The sequence below is a fragment of the Rhodococcus sp. IEGM 27 genome (assembly GCF_033142305.1).
Lineage (GTDB): Bacteria > Actinomycetota > Actinomycetes > Mycobacteriales > Mycobacteriaceae > Rhodococcus_F > Rhodococcus_F oxybenzonivorans.
Genome location: NZ_JAWLSG010000009.1, coordinates 121,902 through 137,740, shown reverse-complemented (window position 1 = coordinate 137,740; position 15,839 = coordinate 121,902). Strand labels below are relative to the sequence as shown.

Here is a 15,839-nt window from a genome sequence, read left to right as displayed (position 1 = left end):
TCCTTCCTCACCCGGCCGTGCCAGCCTGTTCGAATCTCTCTGAAACTGGAGCGAATCGATGACCAACACCCCCACCGCCATCGTCACCGGCGCGGCCCGCGGCATCGGGGCCGGCGTCGCTCGCTCCGTGATGTCCACGACCGCGACACCGCCACCCGGCCTGGACCTCGCACGACTCGGCGCCTGGTTCGCCGCCGAAATTCCCGGGGCGGACGGGCCGCTTCGGGCGTCGCTGATCGCCGGAGGCAAATCCAACCTCACCTACCAGGTCACCGATGGTAGATCGACTTGGATCGTGCGCCGCCCCCCGCTCGGCCACGTGCTGGCCACCGCACACGACATGGGCCGCGAGTATCGGGTGATGTCGGCGCTGCAGGACACCGCGGTCCCGGTGCCCACCACGTACGCGCTGTGCCAGGACCCCGACGTGCTCGGCGCCCCCTTCTACGTGATGGAACGCTGCGCCGGCACACCGTACCGGCGGGCGGCGGACCTGAACGAACTCGGTGCCGCCCGCACCCGGATCATCTCGACCCGGCTCGTGGACACCCTCGCGGCCCTGCACCAGGTGGACCCGCGGTCCGTCGGTCTCGCGGACTTCGGCAAACCCGAAGGCTTCCTGGCTCGTCAGGTCGGCCGCTGGAAGAAGCAACTCGACGCCTCACACAACCGGGACCTGCCCGCAGCCGACGAGCTCTACGCACGGCTGTCCGCCGACGTGCCGGAGGAGTCGGCCACCGGCATCGTGCACGGCGATTACCGGCTCGACAACCTGCTCATCGACGCCGACGACCACCCCACCGCGGTACTTGACTGGGAGATGGCCACCCTCGGCGACCCGCTCACGGACCTGGCGTTGATGCTCACCTACCACCGGCTCGGCGACGTGCTCGGCTCGGCCGCGACCGCCGACGCCTCATCGGCATCCGGTTTCCTCGCCGAATCCGACATCATCGCCCGCTACGCCGCCGGCAGCGACCGTGACCTGACCCGATTCGGGTTCTACCTCGGCCTCGCGGCGTTCAAACTCGCCGCGATCCTCGAAGGCATCCACTACCGCTACCTGCGCGGCCAGACCGTCGGCGACGGATTCGACATCGGCGACGCGGTGCATCCCCTGCTCGACGCCGGTCTCGACGCACTGACGGAGTACCACTGATGGATTTCGCCCACGATGCACGCACCGAGGAACTCCGCGCGACCATGCGCGAGTTCATGGACAGCCACGTGTACCGGCGGAGAAGATCTTCGAGGACCAACTGGTCCAGCTCGACGATCACTGGGCCTGGGACCGCACCCCGATCCTCGATGAACTGCGGACGCAGGCACGCAAACTCGGGCTATGGAATCTCTTCTTGCCCGGAGACGAGGGCGGCGGGCTGACCAACCTGCAGTACACCGCGATCGCCGAGATCTCCGGCCGCAGCGGAGATCTGGCTCCGGCGGCGATGAACTGCGCCGCCCCCGACACCGGCAACATGGAAGTGCTCTCGCTCTTCGGCAGCGAGCAGCAACGCAAGCGGTGGCTCGAGCCGTTGCTCGAGGGCGAGATCCGGTCCGCGTTCGCGATGACCGAGCCTGCGGTGGCCTCCTCGGATGCCACCAACATCTCGACCCGGATCGAGCGGGACGGAAACGAGTACGTCCTCAACGGCCGCAAGTGGTGGATCACCGGGGCGATGAACCCCAACGCGAAGATCTTCATCGTCATGGGCAAGACCGACCCGTCCGCCGATCGGCACCGCCAGCAGTCGATGATTCTCGTGGAACGCGATACCCCCGGCGTCGAAATTCACCGCGCGATGCACGTGATGGGATACGACGACCACGAGCACGGCGGCCATGCGGAGCTCTCGTTCACCGATGTGCGAGTGCCTGCCGAGAATCTGATCGGCGGCGAAGGGGACGGGTTCGCTATCGCGCAGGCCCGACTCGGCCCGGGCCGGATCCACCACTGCATGCGGGCGATCGGGGTCGCCGAGCGGGCGATCGAACTGATGTGCGCGCGGGCGGACGAACGAGTCGCATTCGGTAAACCACTGGCCGAGCAGGGGATGGTGCGGGACTGGATCGCCGAATCCCGGGTACGCCTCGAGCAACTGCGACTGCTGGTGCAGAAGACCGCGTGGCTGATGGACACGGTCGGCAACAAGGGTGCGCACACCGAGATCCAGGCAATCAAGATCGCTACCCCCGCCACCGTGCAGTGGATCTTGGACAAGGCCATCCAGGTACACGGCGCCGGCGGACTGTCGCAGGACTTTCCCCTCGCCGGAGCCTACGCACGTAACCGCACCCTTCGGTTCGCCGACGGACCGGACGAGGTGCACAAAAACGCGCTGGCCCGCACGGAGCTGCGCCGGCAGAGACAGGCACGATGACCGCCGACTGATTTGCGGCGACACGTCGAGGAGTTCCTCGCCGCCCACGACCCGGCGACACCGACCGGCTCGAATTTCTGCGTGCCCGTTACGACGCCGGCCTGGCCTGCATGCCCTGGGAATCCCGGCACACCCCTACCTCGAGCGCGCGAAGGTCGACCAGAGCGCCCTCGGCACCCCGGGGCCACCGGTCAGCTCGCCGACCAGGTGAACCTGCCGGCGTAGCCACCCACCTCCACCACATGCTTACGGAGGCCCGTCCGGCGAGACCCGCGGGGCGGCAACCCCAGCGACAGTTGCCCCAGTGCCTGACGCTCGGGTACGAGGTGGTCGTCGACCCGGCGACCGGGGCCGCGTCGTCCTTCTCCGACACTGCATACCGCGAGGCCGGGTGCCTCCCATTGGAGACGCGCTCACCACGGACATCGTTCTCGGCGTGGAACGCGCCGTCGACCGACCAGCTCGACGCCATAAAGTCTGGGGCGACGCTGATCAGCCTCTGGCACCGGCTCTGCACTCGGACCTGGTGGCGGACCCGCCGCCATCACCACCGACGGCTGGTTCCGCAACGAGGACCTCGGCGAGTTCGACACCGACAACGACCTGCGCATCGTCGACCGGCTCGAGGACCTGATCATTCGAGGCGGCTAACGTTTACCCCGGTGAGGTCGAGGGAGATCCTCTACCAGCGACCCCGATATCATTGGCGGTCGTCCGTCATCGGCGTTCCCGACGACCACTACGGCGACGAGGTCATGGCGGTCGTGGCGCCGACCCGGCTCCGATCTCGCCAAGGCGGACGTCACCGCATGGAGCCGGAAAGGCTCTCCGCGTACATGATTCCAGGCATCGTCCGGTTCGTCGACCAACTTCCGAAGGGGGCGACCGGCAAGATCCTCAAGGGTGATATCGACTGCAGCAACCCCGGAAGGTGCCTGCTTGATGAGGACGTCAGTTGTCTCTGCTCACACTTCGGGCAGGATCGGATCCCACAAAAGGCGATTCCGAATCGAATCCGCAGAGACGACTATCGCCGACATCCGCCGTGACGCGCATCATTTTCGGCGCTCAGCGAGGAGTGGGATGAGCTGGGCCACCGCCGCGCGAATTATCCCACCGCCTCTATGAAGACGATCATCACACAAGACGCCGGGCCTGTAATACAGCAGAGAAGACTTGTAGCAACGAAGGCCAGTGAATCTCATGAGCCTCGTGAGTTGCACGTCGGAACTTGCTGTCTCGGAGCGGGGATGCGTGAACTAGCTGATTCTGTCGCCGCGAACAGCAGCACCATACTCGGCTGATCGACCGTGGCGCTTGATGAGGTTGTAGATGGATCGACGATGGTCTGTCCTCGTGGGTCACAACCATGACCAAGTCATAAGATCCACTATCGGGTAGGCTGGTGGCTACCGGATCTACTGGAGAAGCGAGGAGCGAAGATGGAACGTCTGCCAGCCGGGCAACGTCGAGGGGACTTCATCACCGCGGCGGTGCAGATCATCGCCGAACGCGGTGTACATGGGGCGACCACCCGCCGCATCGCCGAACGCGCGAAGGCACCGCTCGCGAGCTTGCATTACTGCTTTCACACGAAAGAAGAGCTGTTCCTCGCCATCTATGAGGACATGTCCGCGTCACAGATCCGTGAAGGTTTTCACGTACGCGAAGGCTCAGGACTCGGCCGGGCAGCGGCTGGGCTTCTGCGCCAGATCAAAGCATGGATCGAAAAGAGCGACACCTACGCGCAGGCCCAGTTGGAATTGTTCTTCTGGGTCCGCAGGCAGGACAGTGATTTGGCGAAACGGGTGTATCAGCTTTATCTCGACATGCTCGAAAGCTTACTGCGTGAGGGTTTGAGGCCCGACGACGACGTCAACTTGGTCGGGGTTCTGGCTCGAACGATCGCCTCGGTGGCAGATGGTCTGATTCCGCAGTGGTTGACCTACACCGATCCGGTCATGCGTGACACAACAGTCGATGTCATCGCCGAATCCCTGGAACGCCTGGCGGACGCGCACCGAATCCCGCAGGCGACGGCAGCCGGCTGAAAAGCCCGGGCGAGGACGCATTGTGCGGTGTGCCCGCACCGGGAATCGCTCATCCGTCGCCACTTGTGCGAGGGATGAGCGATTCCCGTCTAACCGTCCCAATTGTGGATCGCGGATCGCGAGGGCCGGTTCAGGTGGTCAGCGCGTCAGAGGGCGATTTCCTCCTCGCCGCGGATGGGGGCGGGCGTGGAGGGGGTCAAGCGTCGTCGCCGACCGGACATCGCGAAGACCGCCAGTACGAGTGCGATCACAACGATGATCACCCATGACATCGCATCGCCCGGTGATGCCGGGGGATTGATCACCCCGTTGAAGTAGACCCAGGCCATCGTGAGGCCGCCGAGTGCGGAGCACACGAGGACGAGGGGTCGTTTCGTCTTGGTGCGGAGCATCAGAACGATGGCACCGACGGTGATGAGGACGTACGGGGCGACCCAGGCGTACACGATCAGTGGTGCGCTGGCGTAGTAGGCCTCTGTCACGGTTCCCGTGACGGCCATGACGGCTGCGATGGCTGCGAACCCGAGTACCGACAGGACGCTGATCGCCACGTGCGGGGTTCGGAATGTGTTGTGTACCGAGCTGATTCGTTCGGGAAGCAGCTTGTCGATTCCCAGTGTCATGACGAAACGGGCGCCGTAGTTGATGAACCCGATGAGCGCGGCGAAGCATGCTATGGCGAGTACCAGGTCGGTTGCCATGGCGACCGCGGACCCGAGCCCGGCATTGAGTGCCAACGCTGCCGGCGCCGACATTCCGGCCTCGAGATCGGACGAAGCGGCGATGAGCCCGGGCACTTGCAAGATGGTGCAGAGCAAGTACAGGACACCCAACACCACGGGCACGGACATCACCGCGAGTGGAATATTGCGTCGAGCATCCCGTGTTTCGGCGGCCAATGCCGTGCAACTTTCGAAGCCGATGAGGAACGTGGTGCCGGCGGCCACGCCCTGCAAGGTCCCGCTGACGCTGATGTTGTCGAAGTCGAACTGCTGGGACAGGTCGAGCCCGGTATGTACGGCACTCGCGGTGGTGATGAGGAGTACGAGTGGAATCGACAGCGCAGCGAGTCCGACCGCAACCCGCACCGACGTGTCCAGTCCGCGAATTGCGACGATGGCGCCGATAACGATCGCGGCGAGAATGAGCGCCGATTGCGGACCAACATCGAGAGCGTTCTCGAATCCCCGCGAGATGAGGAAGCTACCGGTAAAGATGCCGAAGACCGCACCGACACCCCCCACCTGCAGGACGAACCCGACGAAGAGTGCTGCTGCGGTGAGATATCGGGCCCATGGTCCGAAGACCTCGGCAATATAGCTGTACAGCGAGCCGGTGCTGACAAAGCGGCGAGCAAAGGTGATCACGGACAGCCCGACGAAAATCACCGCAAGCGCACCGAGTAGGGCGGACGGCCATGCCGCGGTACCAGCGGTCTCGAACATCAGAAGCGGTACGAGCGCCATGCCGACCGCTGGAATGAACGAGGCTAGAGACAACGAAACCAGAGGTACCCGTCCAAGATGACCGGTGTCGAGATCTTCGACCCCCGATTGATGTGGGTGCTCGCTGCCATGGGGCGATGCAGTATCGACCATGCGACTACTCCTAGAAGGTTTCGCGACAGATATCGCGTAGGTGAAGGGAGGCCTGCGGGCGCTCCGGGTCGGCCCAGCGAATCGGCGACGGCAGGAGCCGGGCGATGTGCAACCGATTAGGTCAACCGACCTCCAGATGATTGCAGCATGGTCGGCCGTGGTCAATACCACAGCCGACATTGCTTGCCGTATTCGCAAGTTGGATGTAAATGGGACAAATCGACCAGGTCTTTCCCGAGCTCCACAAGTCGTGCGCGCTGGCCTGCCGGGCCGCGCCCGGGCATTGACAATGACGCCGCCGGCGGCATAGTGTCTCCAATCACACGACTTGGGCAAACGATCAAAAATGACGTTGGTGACGTCCCCCGGGTAGGCGACGGACGGATGCGGCGGAATGCCGCCCGTCGAACCCAGTCCACGACTGCGCCGTAGAACCCGCGGGCACAGAATTCGAAGGGCGAGATCATGCGCAGCACAATGAATGACGGACCGCTGTCGCTCGCACGGTTGTTGCGCTATGCCACCACCGCGCACAGCGCAGCAATAGTGTCGACCTGGACCGATAGCGGCTGTCGGCGCCGAACCTACGGCGAGATGGCTCCCCGAATGGCACAGTTGGCCAATGCCTTACAAGGCCTCGGCATCGAGCGGTCGGACCGGGTGGCCACCTTCATGTGGAACAACAGCGAGCACCTCGAAGTGTATGCGGCGGTGCCTGCGATGGGTGCGGTGGTGCACCCTCTGAATATCCGTCTCTCGCCCAGTCAAGTGGGCTACGTGGCAAACCATGCCGAAGATCAGGTCGTGATCGTCGATGCTTCGCTGTTGTCCGCGTTCGGACAGGCGCTGCCGATGATGACGACGGTGCGGCACGTCGTCGTGGTGGGCGCGCTCCCCGAGAGTTTCCAGGCGCCCGCGCACGTCGCGGTGCATGATTACGAGGAGCTGCTCGCGGATCAATCGGAGACCTACTGCTGGCCGGATATCGACGAGCGATCAGCTGCCGCCATGTGTTACACCTCCGGGACCACCGGAGATCCGAAGGGTGTTGTCTACTCGCACCGTTCGCTCTACCTGCACGCGCTGCACGTCACCACGTCCATGGGGATGGGATTGAGCACCCGGGACACCTGCCTGGTCATCGTGCCCATGTTTCACGTCAACGCCTGGAGCTTGCCGTATGCATCGATGATGTCCGGCGCATCGCTACTCATGCCCGATCGCTTTCTGCAGCCCGAGCCGCTGCTGGCGATGCTGGCGGCCGAACGCCCGACCGTGGCCGCGGCCGTGCCGACGATCTATACCGGGATCCTGCAGGCCCTCGCGCGCACGCCGCAGGACCTCACGCACCTGCAGCGGGTGTTCGTCGGCGGCTCGGCGGCACCGTTGTCGTTGTTGCAGGCCTACGAGGACGAGCTCGGTGTCACCCTGATCCAGGGGTGGGGTATGACCGAGACCTCGTCGGTCTCTGCCACCGCGGCACTGCCCGCGGGTCATTCCGGTGACGATCCGTGGGCCTATCGCGCGACGCAGGGCCAATTCGCCCCGCTCGTCGACTACCGGCTGAAGAACGACGCCGGCGAAGCCGTCGCCAACGACGGCGTTTCACTGGGTGAGCTTCAGGTGCGTGGTCCGTGGGTCACCGCGGCGTACTACGCGCGCGATGACGCCGAGCGGCAGCGGTACGCCGAAAGTTTCGACGGTGATTGGCTGCGGACCGGCGACATCGGCCGTGTGTCACCGGACGGGTATCTGACGCTGGTGGATCGCGCCAAAGACGTCATCAAGTCCGGCGGGGAATGGATCTCGTCCGTCGAGCTGGAAAACGACCTTATGGCACATCCGCACGTCGCAGAGGCGGCCGTGTTCGGTATCCCGGATCGAAAGTGGGACGAACGGCCATGTGCAGTAGTCGTTCTCGAGGAAGGAGTGCGGCGTGATCCGATGGTGCTCCGCGACCATCTGAGTGGGCGTCTACCCAAATGGCAATTGCCCGACAGCTGGGTCTACCTCGACGAGGTTCCGAAGACCAGTGTCGGCAAGTTCGACAAGAAACTGCTTCGACAGCAGTTCGCCGACGGCCACCTCGAGGTCCTCAGTTCTGAATAGTCCAGTGGCTGAGATTCATACGAGTCCATTGAAAGAAGCGCTGCGTCCGAACGCACATCTGATGAAGGAGCCATCGTGGCTGGTTTGACTACCCTGGAAGCAAGCGCCCCCCTGGAAGAGGTGATCGCGCACATCGAGCGTGACGGCGGCGTCATCATCCGTGACTATTTTGACGGCGAAACCCTGAACGAGACTCGGGTGGAGATCGATGCCGCGCTGGAGTCGGCGGCCTGGGGCCAGGACGACTTCTCCGGGCAACGTACCAAGCGTCTGTATGGCGTCTTCAACCACACCAAGCATGCCGCCACGGCTGCGCGTCACCCGATCTACAACGGCGTAGCGGCGCACTACCTCGAGCGCGCCCGTCCGGTCTGCTTGGGTGAAGACCGGGTCGAGATAGTGCCGAACTACCAGATCGGGGTCACCTCGATCATCGATATCCACCCCGGCGAGGGTGCGCAGCCGCTGCATCGGGATGACAGTGTGTGGCAATGGCGCCACCACGAAGGTTACAACCAGGCGCGTGTCCAGTTGATGGTCGCTATCACCGATTTCACCGCGAAAAACGGAGGAACGATGGTGGTTCCGGGCAGTCATCGGTGGGACGACACCCGGGCACCGAAGACCGAGGAAGCGTTGCCGACGGAGATGGCCGCGGGGTCGGCGTTGATCTGGGTGGGCGGTACCTACCATGGTGGTGGCACCAACAACTCCGAAGGCAACCGGATCGGCTTCACCATGGGTTTGGATCTCGGATTTCTGCGTCAGGAGGAGAACGCTTTCCTTACGTACCCGCCGGAGATTGCCAGGACGTTCGACGAGGATATTCAGAAGCTTCTGGGGTACTCGACCTGCCCGCCCGGTACCGGATTCGTCGGTCACGAGGGCACGATGGCCGACCCGATCTTCTTGCTGAAGGAAGACGCTGCGTCATTCACCAACACCTACGCCCAATTCGACGCCGAGTAGGCAGGTCGCCGTTCCGGGTCCGGCCTGCACCCCGCGTCGGAGCACCCGCCGGTAATTTCTCGTGATTCCACGCAGAAAATGACTCTGCCAGAACTTAATAGGATGCTGACTTCACCGAGTCGCAGCGGCGGCAGGCTCGGACACGTCACCCTTGTCAACTTCGGCGCATCTACGCCACCGCATACCTCTCGGGAAGTAACGAAGACCATAGGCAAATCGAGGCCGATTTCACTCAAAACCTTGACCGCGCAATAACGAATGAAGGGCTGAACATGACGAGTACTCAAACGCTGGTCTCCGTACATCGCAGCACCCCCGCTGCCGAGATTATCGAGATCATGGAACGCGACGGTGGTGTGGTCATCCAGGGCCTACTCACCCAAGACCAGGTGGCGAGCTTCAACGCCGAGATCGAGCCGGCCATAAAGGCTTTGAATCCGGGAACCACACATGACAACGAGATGATGCAGGCGTTCCACGGCGTCAACACCAAGCGTCTCACCAACCTGGTGACCCACAGCGCGACCTTCCGCAACGAGGTTCTCAACGATCCGCTGGTGAAGGAGATCGCCGATCGCACTCTCTTGGAGAAGACCGGCTCCTACTGGATGACTGCCGCCCAGGTCATCGAGATCGGCCCCGGAAACCCGCTGCAGCCTATGCACCGCGACCTGGAGAACTTCTGGCCGCTGTTCGAGCTCGGCCGAAAGGGGCCGGAAGGCACGATCAACTTCCTGATCGCATTCACCAATTTCACCGAGGAAAACGGTGCCACGCGCGTCATTCCGGGTAGCAACCACTGGCCGGACTTCGAGGACCGCGGTAAGCACGAGGACACCATCCCGGCCATCATGAATTCCGGCGATGCTCTGCTGCTCAGCGGCAAGACCGCCCACAGCGGCGGCGCCAACCAGACCGTGGACGTCTACCGTCGCGCTGTCGGCTTCGCCTTCAACTCCAGCTGCTTCATCGGTGAGGAGGCCCACCCCTTCATGGTCGACATGGACCTGGTCAAGACCATGACGCCACATGCGCAGCGACTGCTGGGCTTCCGCTCACAGTACCCGGCTATGTCCGGTGGCCTGTGGCAGTACGACTACGGCGAGCTGGCCGGCCACCTGGGCCTGGATGACGAAGAAGCGTACGTCGGTCCCCACGGAGCTCCCGGCGCCCACTGACCCGGAGCCCACTGATTCGGAGACACTGGGCTCACCAGTCGTGATTCATCGGTGCAACTCCCGTTGGACTCTGACGCCTCGAAAAGTTCCGGATGTGCCCGCGGGTATCGGCACTATTTGAATTGCCGAGAAAACATATCCGTATCAGAGATCCACGCGGGGGTGCCGCAAAATGTGCTGTGGGCGACACCAGCCACGGCCACAACGCTAAAGACCTGCCGGGCCCGGTGACGCGACGCGTCGGATCGGCTGGGCTCGTACAGATTCGGGAGAAATTATGCGCACTACATCAGTTGTCCTCGTGGGACTCGGCAGCGTTGGCGTCGACGTCGGTCGGACGCTGTGCCGACGCGATGACTGCGTCGTCGTGGGCGCGCTGGACATTCAGCCTGCCATGCATGGCCGCGACGTCGGTGCGGTACTTGGCGTGGATGGGCGTCAGGGCGTCGTGGTCGGCTCTATCGACGCATTGCCGAGGGCGGATGTGGCGTTCGTCGCGACCACATCCTTCGTCGAGCCGATCGAGCCGCTGATCACAGAGTTGCTTTCGCATGGCTACAACGTCGTGTCGATATGTGAGGAATTGGGATACCCGGCGCATGCTCATCCGGAGTTCTCTGCGCGGGTCGACGAGGTGGCCCGCGTCAACGGCCGCAGCGTGGTCGGTACCGGCTGTAATCCGGGGATGCTGATGGACACCCTGCCGTTGCTGCTCAGCAGCTTGACTCAGCGCGTCGAAAGCGTGCACATCGAGCGGGCCACCCAGATGGTGCATTACGGCCACATTCTTGGGAAGTTCGGCATCGGCTTGACCGAGCTGGAGTTCGCTCAGGCCCAGGACGAGGGGCGGGTCATCGGCCATGTCGGGTTCACCGAAAGTGTCGCCGCGTTGGCATCCGGCCTGGGGTGGGTGCTGGACACGATCGAGGTCGATAATCCGGCACCGGCTTTTCTCACCGACAGTGATCGGATCGGTGACCACATCATTGTGGCGCCAGGAACTATTGCAGCGGTCCGCCATGCCGCCCGGGGGATTCGAGACGGCGAACCCGTCATCGAGGTTGCCATCCATTTCGGCTTCTTCGAAGACGGTGATCCGGTCGTCCCCGGCGACCGGTGGCTCATCGAGGGCGAGGAGCAGACTCTCGAGTTCCTCGCGCCACGTGGGCTCGACAGCCTGCAGTCGACGGTCGCGGTCGCGTCCAACGCGGTCACGGCGATCGTCGATGCGATGCCGGGACTGCGCACCATGGCCGATCTTCCGGTCGCGGCAGTTGCGTCGAAAGGTGCCCATCGAATCCAGTCCCCGACCGTGGCGTAGTACCCGCGGTACACCGAAGTCGCACACAGTGCGCAGTGCTGTCGACCTGGACCGGCGGCTGTCCTCGCACCGAACCTACATCGAAGTGGAGGACGAATAGCGCAGTCGACCCACGCGATACAACGCTCGGCATCGTGGCGGTCGACGCGACGCGCGATGGCTCACATGGTCGGCGCCGTCGAGCGCGAAGTAGCGCAGTGCGCTGAATTGCACTTCCATGGTTCGACCACGAACTGTTCGTCGGCGTGTATGCGATCTGGCGGCGAGAAGTTGTCACACACGACCGCCACGCCGGACGGTAGAGGCTCCACAGGTTTCGGCAGAACGGGAGGAACTGGGTGCGGTCTTGGTGTCGTTTTACATGCCCGTAGAGTCTGTCCGTAGAGTCTGTCCGTAGCCAATCGTAGTCGGGCCGGGCCCGGATCCTTGTGTACGCCGCAGCGTTCGGCCAACTGGCGCCTTGGATGGCTATTGCAGGCTCAACGGGCCGAACTCGTCGAGGCAGAACACCACCTCCGGCTCATTGGGTTCGGGCACAACCTCCCGGTGTGATCGCACACAGGTGCCTGGGGGCGCGGATCTTCGTCACCGCGTGATCGGGGTCCTTCGGACGCCTTCTATGTCTCACTTTGTGCAACGACACTCCCCTCTGTCGGAGCGGAATCGAAGGCCCCTCTGGAGGGCATCGACACCCCTCGGCGACCAGTAAGTCCGCCAGCTTGAACAGGATCCAGGCCGATAGAATGGCAGGTTGTGTTCGGTGGGGTGCTTGGCGATCTTCTCGATCTTCCGACGTTCGGACAGAGCGAACGTCTTCGGGTGCTCGCCCTTGCATTTCGGGTACAGCGAGGCGAAACCGTCCGTGCCGAAAGCGGTGGATCGTGCCCCTGTCCCGGTCGACGCCGGTGAAGGTGACTTCGGGCGATCTCGCCACCGACCCGCTCCCGCGACGCACAATCCGCAGAAACCGCCTTACCTAAGCGCTGGCTTACGCTCGTATTGCATGCAGGGGCCGACCGCCCAGGGCGTGTTACCTAGCTCACACTGCGCCCAGTGGTATTCATCTCCGAGCGAGGCGAGATAATGGATCCGCGATGACCGACACCTCCGATCTCCCCCGTGCCGACGCCACCCGCGCCCGCCTGCTGGACGCGGCCACGGCCTCCTTCGCGGAGAAGGGTTTTCACGGCACCACCACACGGGCCATCGCCACCGCCGCCGGGATGAGCTCCGCTGCGCTCTATGTGCACCACGAGTCGAAAGAGGACCTGCTGTACTCGATATCCCGGACCGGCCACGAGAACACGCTGCAGCTGGTACGGGCGGGGATCGCGTCCTCGGGAGATCCCGCCGCCGCACTCCGCACGGTGGTCCACGACTTCGCCGTCCACCACGCTCGCGGACACACCAACGCACGGATCGTGAACTACGAGCTGGCCGCGCTCACTCCCGAGCACTACGCCGAAATCCGCGACCTCCGCCCAGCATCGACGGGGAGATCCTCGAGCTCGTCACACGCGGCGTCTTCGACACACCCGACCCGCACATGGCCAGCGTGGCCCTACTCTCGCTGGGCATCGACATCGCCCGGTGGTACCGCGACGACCACCAATGGAGCCCGGAAGACATCGCCCAACGCTACGCCGACATGGCGCTGCGCATCGTCGGCGCCCACTGAGCCCGGCCACCCGCCCAACGCGGCGAAGCGTCCGCACCACCTCCTCGATCGTCGCGCCCGCACCCCTGCGCTTCACCTCTTCGTGGTCCTGACGCATCCTGCGCCGCACAATTCCCCGCGCCGCGGGTGAGTTCGTGACGGGTCGCCAGAGCCGCGTTGGTAACCGAGTGCCTGGCCAGCCCACTGACGAAGCCGATCGCCTGCACTGTCACTTGCTCCTCTGTCAAGCAGCGGTTGCGGTGACCATCAGTGATAAATCTGCGGCCATCGCTTTGAAGACGACGTCCGACAGTCTGCGTTTGAGGATGCGGAGTGCTTCCATTCCACCGTCGCCGCTGGCCTTGTGACGTGCCAACAGTGCTCGAGCGTCGGGATGACAGCGGGCCTGAGTGATTGCGATGCCGTGGATTGCGGCGTTGAGCTGACGGTTCCCGGTGCGCGAGAGTCGATGTCGAGCGCGGTTCGACGACCATACCGGAAGCGGCGCGGTCCCGTTGTGCCGTGCGAACGCATTTTTGGAGTGAAATCGATCGACACGAGCGGTCTCACCGACCAGCTTCGCTGCAATGAGCGGTCCGCACCCAGGAATCGCCAACAAGGAAGGGGCCAGCACAGCGGTCCGGGAAGTGATCTCGCCTTTGAGTTCGTCGATCTCGACTGTGCGGCGGCGTAGGTGCTCGACGAGTGGGGCCACCAGTTCTGCGACAAGGCCCGAAGAGTTCAACAGATGCGCTTGAACCTTATCGAACGCGCTGGTCCGGTCCATTTTCGTCGGCGCCTTCCACCCTGGGGCGAGCTCGTGAAGGTGCCAGCGCAGTCGTGCGATGATGCGAGTCCGTTCGGCAACGAGGTCCTCGCGATGGTCGACCAGAAGCCAGAGCTCACGTTCTGCGCCGGCGAGGCAGGCTTCGGGCAAATCGGGCTCACGCAGAGCCGCGCGTGCGACTGCGAGCGCGTCGATCGGATCCGACTTGCCGTAGGTGCGGTCGCCGTCGCGGACGTTCGCCATCAATTTCGCCGGGACGCGAACTATTCGTTCGCCGGCGGCGATCAGATCTCGTTCGAGGCGCCGGCTCATGTGACGGCAGTCCTCGATAGCCCAGAGTCGATCACCAGACTGTTCAGTCGCCCAGCGCAGCACCGACAGGTGGTCTTTGCTTGTCGTTCCAATGGTTTTCGTCGATAGTTGTCGTCCCGTCTGATCGACCCCGACGGCGGTGTGGGTGCGCTTGTGCGCATCGATGCCGATGACCGTCATGGTGGTATGTCTCCTGCCCAGGTTGCGGGTGGGTGGCATGGACCGGTCGATCGGCATATCCCAGTAGGGGCGACGCCACGCTCCTCGTGGGCCTGGTCGGCCGGTCCTTGTGGTGTCGGCCAGCCGCAAAACTGGCATAAGCCACGGAGGCGAAACAGCGGTAGAGCGAACCGGCCAACACGAACCATCGTGACACGCGCATTTATTAAGTAACATTTGTTGTTGTAAATGCCGAATCTCTGTACGGTGCACTCAACTGGCACTCGCCACCGGATCTTCCGTGACCGGACATGCTGACAGTGCCGACCTGGCCCGCCAGAGGCGCACGGACATCGCGATCGTCGCCGGAAAGGGAACTGGGAGATGTTCAACGCACAGGCTTACGGCAAAGTCTCGGTCCTCGTCCCCGACAATGGTGGGGTCGTTCCGTACGGAAACACCGTGGTGGTCCGCGGATCCGAAGGCACACTCGTGATCGACCCCTCGTTGGCACTCGACCGCGACCCCGTCGGCGCGGACCTCGTCCTGATCAGTCACGGCCACGAAGACCACTTTGCGGGGCTGCGCCACTTCGACGCACCGACCTTCGCGCACCACCTCGACGCGCCGTCGGTCGCCTCGCTCGAGACGATGCTGACGCAATACGGACTCGGTCCCGCCGAGCGCCTCGAAGTCGAGCGGGTGATTACCCAGGGGTACGGCATACCTCCAACCCACGAACGCGTGGCCGAGGTGGGCGACGGTCACGTCTTCGATCTCGGGGACCGCACCGCGACGGTCATCCACCTACCGGGCCACACCCCCGGACATTCTGGCGTTCTCATCGAGCCCGACGGTTTCCTCTACGTCGCCGATATCGATCTCACGTCGTTCGGCCCGATGTACGGCGACCTCGGCAGCAGCATTGACGATTTCCTGGCGTCGATCGACCACGCGGCGACCATCGGCGCCCGCTGGTACGGCACCTTCCACCACAAGGGCGTGATCATGGGCAGCGACGAGTTTCGTAAACGACTGACCATCTACCGTGACAAGACCTTCCGCCGCGAGGACCGACTCCTCGAGTTCCTCGGCGAGCCACGGACAATCGACGATATCGTGGCCCACCGCCTGGTATATCGCCCGCACGTCAAGGCTCCGTACGTCGATGCCGTCGAACGGCGCACCGCACAACTGCACCTCGAACGACTCGTAACGGCAGGCGTCGTCACCGCAGCCGAGGATGGAGAATTTCGGCGCGCACCGTGACCGTCGCGGGACGCAGCTTCAGTAGAGAACGACGCCACCTCCGAAGCC

General features: G+C 63.7%; 11 protein-coding genes and 2 pseudogenes. 11 read left to right on the top strand and 2 right to left on the bottom strand.

Annotated features, from left to right (window positions below; genetic code table 11):
• The first annotated feature begins 130 nt into the window (after positions 1-130).
• From R4P95_RS26360 to R4P95_RS26345, 4 genes and pseudogenes are all read left to right on the top strand, one after another.
• On the top strand, positions 131-1,159 hold the full coding sequence (locus R4P95_RS26360) for a phosphotransferase family protein (RefSeq protein ID WP_317745726.1): 1,029 nt from the start codon (positions 131-133) through the stop codon (positions 1,157-1,159).
• Positions 1,159-2,381, top strand: a pseudogene (locus R4P95_RS26355) (acyl-CoA dehydrogenase family protein). The gene R4P95_RS26360 and the pseudogene R4P95_RS26355 overlap by 1 nt, the downstream one beginning before the upstream one ends.
• Before the next feature lie 110 nt (positions 2,382-2,491).
• Positions 2,492-3,430 carry an AMP-binding enzyme gene (locus R4P95_RS33675; protein WP_397517698.1) on the top strand — a complete coding sequence of 313 codons (939 nt, stop codon included), beginning with the start codon at positions 2,492-2,494 and terminating at the stop codon, positions 3,428-3,430.
• A gap of 393 nt (positions 3,431-3,823) precedes the next feature.
• Entirely contained in the window at positions 3,824-4,432 is a 609-nt protein-coding gene (locus R4P95_RS26345) for a TetR/AcrR family transcriptional regulator (protein ID WP_213575278.1), read from the top strand.
• A 146-nt stretch (positions 4,433-4,578) separates the two neighbouring features.
• Here the strand turns inward: R4P95_RS26345 and R4P95_RS26340 are convergent, their stop codons facing one another.
• Complete coding sequence (locus R4P95_RS26340) at positions 4,579-6,030, bottom strand: APC family permease (protein ID WP_317745607.1); 1,452 nt, start codon at positions 6,028-6,030, stop codon at positions 4,579-4,581.
• Between the two features lie 465 nt (positions 6,031-6,495).
• On the opposite strand from R4P95_RS26340, the gene R4P95_RS26335 reads away from it, so the two are divergent.
• From R4P95_RS26335 to R4P95_RS26310, 6 genes and pseudogenes are all read left to right on the top strand, one after another.
• Entirely contained in the window at positions 6,496-8,139 is a 1,644-nt protein-coding gene (locus R4P95_RS26335; protein WP_317745608.1) for a fatty acid--CoA ligase, read from the top strand.
• Between the two features lie 75 nt (positions 8,140-8,214).
• Positions 8,215-9,108, top strand: coding sequence for a phytanoyl-CoA dioxygenase family protein (locus R4P95_RS26330; protein ID WP_317745609.1), 894 nt, complete (start codon positions 8,215-8,217; stop codon positions 9,106-9,108).
• A 272-nt stretch (positions 9,109-9,380) separates the two neighbouring features.
• Complete coding sequence (locus tag R4P95_RS26325) at positions 9,381-10,286, top strand: phytanoyl-CoA dioxygenase family protein (RefSeq protein WP_317745611.1); 906 nt, start codon at positions 9,381-9,383, stop codon at positions 10,284-10,286.
• A gap of 277 nt (positions 10,287-10,563) precedes the next feature.
• Positions 10,564-11,607 carry a dihydrodipicolinate reductase gene (locus R4P95_RS26320; protein WP_213575287.1) on the top strand — a complete coding sequence of 348 codons (1,044 nt, stop codon included), beginning with the start codon at positions 10,564-10,566 and terminating at the stop codon, positions 11,605-11,607.
• A 1,094-nt stretch (positions 11,608-12,701) separates the two neighbouring features.
• A pseudogene (locus R4P95_RS26315) lies at positions 12,702-13,031 on the top strand (TetR/AcrR family transcriptional regulator); the annotation flags it as partial.
• Between the two features lie 122 nt (positions 13,032-13,153).
• Positions 13,154-13,285: a hypothetical protein gene (locus R4P95_RS26310; RefSeq protein ID WP_317745727.1), complete on the top strand. Its 132-nt coding sequence runs from the start codon at positions 13,154-13,156 to the stop codon at positions 13,283-13,285.
• Positions 13,286-13,508: 223 nt separating this feature from the next.
• Here R4P95_RS26310 and R4P95_RS26305 read toward each other — a convergent pair whose 3' ends face one another.
• Positions 13,509-14,543, bottom strand: coding sequence for an IS110 family transposase (locus R4P95_RS26305; RefSeq protein ID WP_317745612.1), 1,035 nt, complete (start codon positions 14,541-14,543; stop codon positions 13,509-13,511).
• A gap of 363 nt (positions 14,544-14,906) precedes the next feature.
• Here R4P95_RS26305 and R4P95_RS26300 point away from each other — a divergent pair, with 363 nt between their 5' ends.
• The gene (locus R4P95_RS26300) at positions 14,907-15,791 is read left to right on the top strand and encodes an MBL fold metallo-hydrolase (protein ID WP_317745613.1); all 885 of its coding nucleotides are present in this window, start codon (positions 14,907-14,909) and stop codon (positions 15,789-15,791) included.
• The last annotated feature ends 48 nt before the right edge of the window (positions 15,792-15,839 follow it).

What these genes read in the sequence shown, in the direction of transcription:
- R4P95_RS26360 (WP_317745726.1), top strand. Translation starts at nt 131, where the DNA reads ATGTCCACGACCGCGACACCGCCACCCGGCCTGGACCTCGCACGACTC.
- R4P95_RS33675 (WP_397517698.1), top strand. Translation starts at nt 2,492, where the DNA reads ATGCCCTGGGAATCCCGGCACACCCCTACCTCGAGCGCGCGAAGGTCG.
- R4P95_RS26345 (WP_213575278.1), top strand. Translation starts at nt 3,824, where the DNA reads ATGGAACGTCTGCCAGCCGGGCAACGTCGAGGGGACTTCATCACCGCG.
- R4P95_RS26340 (WP_317745607.1), bottom strand. Translation starts at nt 6,030, where the DNA reads ATGGTCGATACTGCATCGCCCCATGGCAGCGAGCACCCACATCAATCG.
- R4P95_RS26335 (WP_317745608.1), top strand. Translation starts at nt 6,496, where the DNA reads ATGCGCAGCACAATGAATGACGGACCGCTGTCGCTCGCACGGTTGTTG.
- R4P95_RS26325 (WP_317745611.1), top strand. Translation starts at nt 9,381, where the DNA reads ATGACGAGTACTCAAACGCTGGTCTCCGTACATCGCAGCACCCCCGCT.
- R4P95_RS26320 (WP_213575287.1), top strand. Translation starts at nt 10,564, where the DNA reads ATGCGCACTACATCAGTTGTCCTCGTGGGACTCGGCAGCGTTGGCGTC.
- R4P95_RS26310 (WP_317745727.1), top strand. Translation starts at nt 13,154, where the DNA reads ATGGCCAGCGTGGCCCTACTCTCGCTGGGCATCGACATCGCCCGGTGG.
- R4P95_RS26305 (WP_317745612.1), bottom strand. Translation starts at nt 14,543, where the DNA reads ATGACGGTCATCGGCATCGATGCGCACAAGCGCACCCACACCGCCGTC.
- R4P95_RS26300 (WP_317745613.1), top strand. Translation starts at nt 14,907, where the DNA reads ATGTTCAACGCACAGGCTTACGGCAAAGTCTCGGTCCTCGTCCCCGAC.